This is a genomic window from Rubricoccus marinus, from assembly GCF_002257665.1.
In the GTDB taxonomy this organism is placed as follows: domain Bacteria; phylum Bacteroidota; class Rhodothermia; order Rhodothermales; family Rubricoccaceae; genus Rubricoccus; species Rubricoccus marinus.
This window is the reverse complement of record NZ_MQWB01000001.1, coordinates 1,128,689-1,133,890: the sequence shown is the minus strand read 5'-3', so window position 1 is coordinate 1,133,890 and position 5,202 is coordinate 1,128,689. Positions and strand designations below refer to the sequence as shown.

General features: G+C 67.9%; 5 protein-coding genes. 4 read left to right on the top strand and 1 reads right to left on the bottom strand.

Going from position 1 to position 5,202, the window contains the following annotated elements:
- From BSZ36_RS04585 to BSZ36_RS18840, 4 genes are all read left to right on the top strand, one after another.
- On the top strand, positions 1-909 hold a 909-nt coding region (locus tag BSZ36_RS04585), incomplete at its 5' end, for a zinc-dependent alcohol dehydrogenase family protein (protein WP_094546457.1).
- Positions 910-986: 77 nt separating this feature from the next.
- Positions 987-1,199 (top strand): hypothetical protein, encoded by a 213-nt coding sequence (locus BSZ36_RS04580; RefSeq protein ID WP_094546455.1) that lies wholly within the window; start codon positions 987-989, stop codon positions 1,197-1,199.
- Entirely contained in the window at positions 1,192-1,494 is a 303-nt protein-coding gene (locus BSZ36_RS04575; RefSeq protein WP_179271021.1) for a type II toxin-antitoxin system RelE/ParE family toxin, read from the top strand. The genes BSZ36_RS04580 and BSZ36_RS04575 overlap by 8 nt, the downstream gene beginning before the upstream one ends.
- Positions 1,491-2,075, top strand: coding sequence for a hypothetical protein (locus tag BSZ36_RS18840; RefSeq protein WP_143536752.1), 585 nt, complete (start codon positions 1,491-1,493; stop codon positions 2,073-2,075). Before BSZ36_RS04575 ends, BSZ36_RS18840 begins: the two co-directional genes overlap by 4 nt.
- 39 nt (positions 2,076-2,114) lie before the next feature.
- Here BSZ36_RS18840 and BSZ36_RS04570 read toward each other — a convergent pair.
- Positions 2,115-5,202 (bottom strand): AAA family ATPase (locus tag BSZ36_RS04570; RefSeq protein ID WP_218827556.1); only part of this gene is annotated, 3,088 nt, incomplete at its 5' end.

Below are 5,202 nucleotides of genomic sequence, written 5' to 3'. Positions count from 1 at the left end.
TGGGTGGGGCACGATCCGGGCATCGCGCTGCCGCACGTGCCGGGGCATGAGTTGGCGGGGACCGTGGAGGCGGTGGGCAAAGACGTGACGCGGTGGCGAGTCGGCGACCGCGTGACGGTCCCGTTCGTGGGCGGGTGCGGCGTGTGCCCGCAGTGTTTTTCCGGCAACCAGCAGGTGTGCGACGACCAGTTCCAGCCGGGCTTCACGCACTGGGGCTCGTTCGCGGAATACGTGTCCATCCACCGGGCCGACCTCAACCTCGTGCGGCTCCCCGACTCTATGGACTTCGCGCCAGCGGCGAGTCTGGGATGCCGGTTCGTGACGGCGTTCCGCGCCGTCGTGGACCAGGGCCGGGTGCGCGCGGGCGAGTGGGTGGCGGTGCACGGCTGCGGCGGCGTGGGCCTCTCGGCGGTGATGATCGCGCGGGCCTCTGGCGCGAACGTGGTGGCGGTGGACATCTCGGACGCGGCGCTGGAGATGGCCCGGTCGATTGGCGCGGTGGCGACGGTGAACGCGGCGGCGGTCCCGGACGTGGTGGAGGCCGTGCGCGAGGTCACGGGCGGGGGCGCGCACCTGTCTCTGGACGCGCTCGGGCACCCCACGACGTGCGTGAACTCGATCCGCTGCCTCCAGAAACGCGGGCGGCACGTCCAGGTGGGGCTCCTGCTGGCCGAGCACCGCACGCCGGCCATCCCGATGGACCGGGTCCTCGCGGACGAGTTGGAGATCCTCGGCAGCCACGGCATGCAGGCCCACCGCTACGGCGCGATGTTCTCCATGATCGCCTCTGGCGCGCTGACGCCAGAGGCCCTCATCGGCCGGACGATCTCGCTGGAGCAGTCCATCGACGCGCTGATGCGCATGGACGACTTCGGCGCCAGAGGCGTGACCGTGGTGACGGAGTTCTGAGGCGCGGCCTCTGGCGCCAGAGGCAGGCGCGAGCTCGCGTCCTAGAACCGTATCATCTGGGAAACATCTCTTTCGCCATGCCGACCACGAGCCCAAAGCAAGCTCTCCGCCGACTCGCTGAGCGCCTGGACGACGATGCCTCGTTCGAGGACATCCAGTACGAACTCTACGTGCTCCAGAAGATTGAGCGCGGGCTGCGCGACGTAGAGGCAGGCCGCACAGTCTCCCACGAGGAGGCCAAGGCGAGGCTCGGACGGTGGCTCGACCCAGCCTCTGGCGACCGTGGCTAACGTCCGCTGGTCACACGAGGCGATCGACGATTTGCACGCGATTGGTGCGTACTTCGAGCGGACCTCACCGCAGTACGCTCGCTCCATCGTCGCGCGTCTCTATTCCGCGCCAGAGGCTCTGGCGGAGCATCCGCACCTCGGGCGGTCATTGCCGGAGACGGAGATCGAGCACGTCCGCGAGTTGGTCCGGGATGGCTACCGGATCGTGTACCTCGTCTCAGAGGGTGAGGTCGAAGTGCTCGCTGTTCTGCACGGGCGACAGGATTTGCGCCAGAGGCTGAGACGCGAGACATGAAAAACGCCTTCCTGTGCTTTTGTGCTGCGTCTTTCTCCTTATTGGGCTGTGGAGATGGAGAGCTGCCCTGCGATATGCCTCTCTCGCCCCACCTCGAAGCATCAGACATCCAAGATTGGAAGTCCGGCTCCTTTCCGCTGATCGCCACCGGTGCAGAACTGGACAGCATGTTTAGCCCCCCTCCCTTCTCCATGACAGGGAAAACGCATCCGATTTTCGGCGACTCTGCCCATGCACCTGTCTATCAGAACGGAGATGACTACGCGATGTACGTTCAGGTACAAGACTCGTCGTACCTCGCTCATATTGTAAAATCGGAGCCTCTGCTGTTCGCAGAGGGAACGACGTTTGATTCTACGACAACGCCGCGAGAGATCTTCAGCAGGTTCCCTAGCTCTACAATTAGCTGCGCCGAGCCTGACGGCTCTGGCGAGGGAGTACTGCAGGTGATTAACATCCCTAGCACTGTAGTCCCGGACGCACCGCTGTCTCCACACGGCGAGATACTCAGAAACAGCGTGGAGGTCATATTCAACGACGGTCAACTACTCACCGCGAGGGTGCGTCGACTCTACTTTTAGCGCCGCTCAACACTATAACAAAGTTTCTGGCGCCAGAGGCTACACCCCCACGATCTCGAACGTGGAGCCCTCCACCGGCCGCTTCGTGACCTCGATGCGGATTGGGAAGGCGTCCTTCATCTCGTCCAGGTGCGTGACGACGAGGATCGTGTCGAAATCGTCCTGGATGGCGCGGATGGCCTCCACGAGCGCGGCGATCCCCTCCTTGTCCTGCGTCCCGAAGCCCTCGTCCACGACGAGCGTGCGGACCTGCGTCCCAGCCCGCTCGGCGAGCATCTGCGAGAGCGCGATGCGGAGCGCGAAGTTGACGCGGAAGGCCTCGCCGCCCGAGAACGTCTCGTAGGGCCGCGAGACGCCCGAGTCGTCCGTGATGCGGATGTCCAGCGTCTCCTTCGTGCCGCCGCCGGTCTTTTTGTCCTTGAGCGTTTCGAGCGCGACGCGCGTGCGCGTCCGGGCGAGCCGCTCCAGAATGTCGTTGGCGCGGTTCTCGATCTCCGGCAGCGTCTCCTCGATGATGAGGCTCGGGATGCCGTTCTTGCCGAAGGCGACGCGGAGCTGGTAGTAGAGCGCGCTCTGCTTTTTGGCCTCGCGGAGGTCGCGGCGCGTCGAAGTGAGCGCCTTGCGGTCGCGGTCGGCACGAGCGAGGCGTTCGCGCAGGGCGCCCAGCCGCGTCTGTGCCTCCGCGAGCGCCGCTTCGGACTCTCGCCTCTGGCGCTCGGCGTCGGACAGCCTCTGGCGGAGCGCGTCGCGGTCAGCCAGCCCGGCCTGAATCTGCGCGAGGGACTCGGCCTGAGTTGCCTTATCGCCAGAGGCCTTCTGGTGGTCCTCGGCGAGACCGGCGAGGCGTTCGCCGTCCACGCGGAGCGAGCGCGTGGCCTCGGCCAAACGGGCGAGAAGTGCGGGCGCGTCCTCCACGCCCTTCATCTCGCGCTGCACCGCCTCGAACCGCTCGGCGTCGAACCCGATGGAGTCGAGTTGTTTCTGCTGCACGCTGATCCTCTGGCGGATGGGCGCGAGCGTGGCGCCAGAGGCCAGGGCCTCGCGTTTGGCGTTCAGGTCGCGCTCGGCGGCCTGGAGGCGCGAGGTCTCGGCCTCCACCCTCTCCGCGATGCCCAAGAGCTTGCGCCGCTCTTCCGCGATGCGGGGCCGCACGGCCGCCTCGGCCCGGACGCGCTCAAACGCCGCGTCGTCGAACGACTCCGTTTCCAGCACGCGCTCAAGCTCGGCCGCCTCGGCGTGGACCTCCGGTAAGAACGCCGCACCCGCCAGAAGCCTGTCCAGGCGCGATTCGTCCTCGCGCAGCGATCCCAGCCTCTGGCGCTGCTGGTCGGCCGTTTTCAGGTTCTCCTCCGCTCGCGCGAGATCGGCGCCCGCGTTCGCCAGAGGCTCGGCCTCCCCTTTCAGAGCTACGAACCGGGCGCGGAGCCGCTGGCGCTGCTCGCCCAATTCGCTCAGCTTCGCCGCCAGAGGCCTCTGGCGTGCGTCCAGCGCGGCCAGGTCGGCGTCGATCTCGGCCACGACCTGCGCGCGGTGCTCGTCGGTGAGGCGCGTGCTGCACGTCGGGCAGATCGCCTCAGCCACATCCAGGACCTTCTGGCGCTTGGCTTCCAGCGCGGCGCGCTCACGGTTGAGGGATTCCTGCTGGGCCTCCAGCTTGCTGATCCCTTCCGTCAGCGTCTCCCCCTCAGTCCGCACGTCCTGCATCTGCTGCGCGAGCGCGGCGTGCTTCTCGGCGCCAGAGGCGAGGTGCGTCACGCGGGCGCGCAGCGCCTCCTCCCCCGTCAGTGCTGCCTCGGCCTCCTGGATCTGCTTGCGCGTTTGCGTCAGGTGCGCGCTCAGCGTCTGGCGCTCGCCGTCCAGCCGCTTCTGGAGCTCCGCGAGCCGCCTCTGGCGTCCGTCGCGCTGCTCCTTCAGCTTGAGGCCTCTGGCGGCCGATTCCTCCGCCTTCGTCGCACGGGCCAGCTCGGCTTCGACGCGCTCCAACTCGCCCAGCCTCTGGCGGTCGGATTCCAGCCGCTCGCGGTCCGCCCGGAGCCCTTTCTCGCCAGAGGCCACGTCGGCTTCCAGGTCGCGCCGGGCGCGGTCCAGGTCGTGCTGCGCGTCCTTGAGTTGGGCGCGGACGGCGTGGTAGAGCGTGGACTTCTCGTCCAGCGATGCGCGCTCGGCCCGCAGCGCCTCGTAGCGCGCGTGCGCCGCCTCGATCTGCGGTCCTCTGTCCACGAGCGCCTGCGCCGCCTCGATGCGCGTCCCCAGTTCCGCCTGCTCCTTCTCGATCCGCGCGATTCTCGCGTCCAGATCCGCGAGCGTCGCGCGCACGCGTGCGGCGTCCGCCTCGCGGCGCTCCAAGCCGTCCACCAGGCCTCTGGCGTCGCGCTCCTCTTTCCGCGCCGTCTCCACCGCCTCGCCCCGCGTGGCGACCTCCGTCTCCACGCCAGAGGCCTCGGTTTTACAGTCGTCCTCGTGCTCCAGCGCGGCGGTCAGCCGCTCGGCTTCGGCTTCGAGCTTTTTGACCGTCTCGCGAGCCTCGGAGTAGCGGCGGCCGGCGCGCTCGTGGAGCCTGTCGTACCGCCCGAGGTCGAGGATCCGCCCGAGGATCTGCTTCCGCTCGGTTGGCTTCTTGCGCGTGAACTCGTCGGACCGGCCCTGGAGCAGGAACGTGGAGTTGACGAACGTCTCGTAGTCCACGCCGAGGCGCCTGTCGAGCGTTTTCTGCGTCTCGCGGATGCTCGCCTCCGTGAGGGGACGCCACTCGTCGGTCCCGGCGATCTGCGCCTGCACCTCCAGACCCGGCTTGGAGCTTTTGCCGCTGGCGGTCTTGGTGTAAGAGCGTCGCACGCGGTAGCGTTGCTGGGCGAGGTCGAACGTCAACTCGACTTCCATCTCGCGTTGCCCCACGCGCAGGAGGTCGTCGTCGGGCTTCCGGCTGTCGGCGGACTTCCGCGCCTCGCCCCAGAGCGCCCACGTGATCGCGTCCAGGAGCGCACTCTTGCCCTGCCCGTTGCCGCCCGAGAGGCAGGCCACGTGGATGCCCTCCAGGTCGAGTTCGGGCACGTCTTCGCCGTAGCTGAGGAAGTTGCGGAGTCGGAGTCGGACGGGGGTCACGCGGTCGGGGTACGGGGTACGGGGT

Coding starts and splice junctions, on each gene's coding strand:
- BSZ36_RS04580 (WP_094546455.1), top strand. CDS start 987: ATGCCGACCACGAGCCCAAAGCAAGCTCTCCGCCGACTCGCTGAGCGC.
- BSZ36_RS18840 (WP_143536752.1), top strand. CDS start 1,491: ATGAAAAACGCCTTCCTGTGCTTTTGTGCTGCGTCTTTCTCCTTATTG.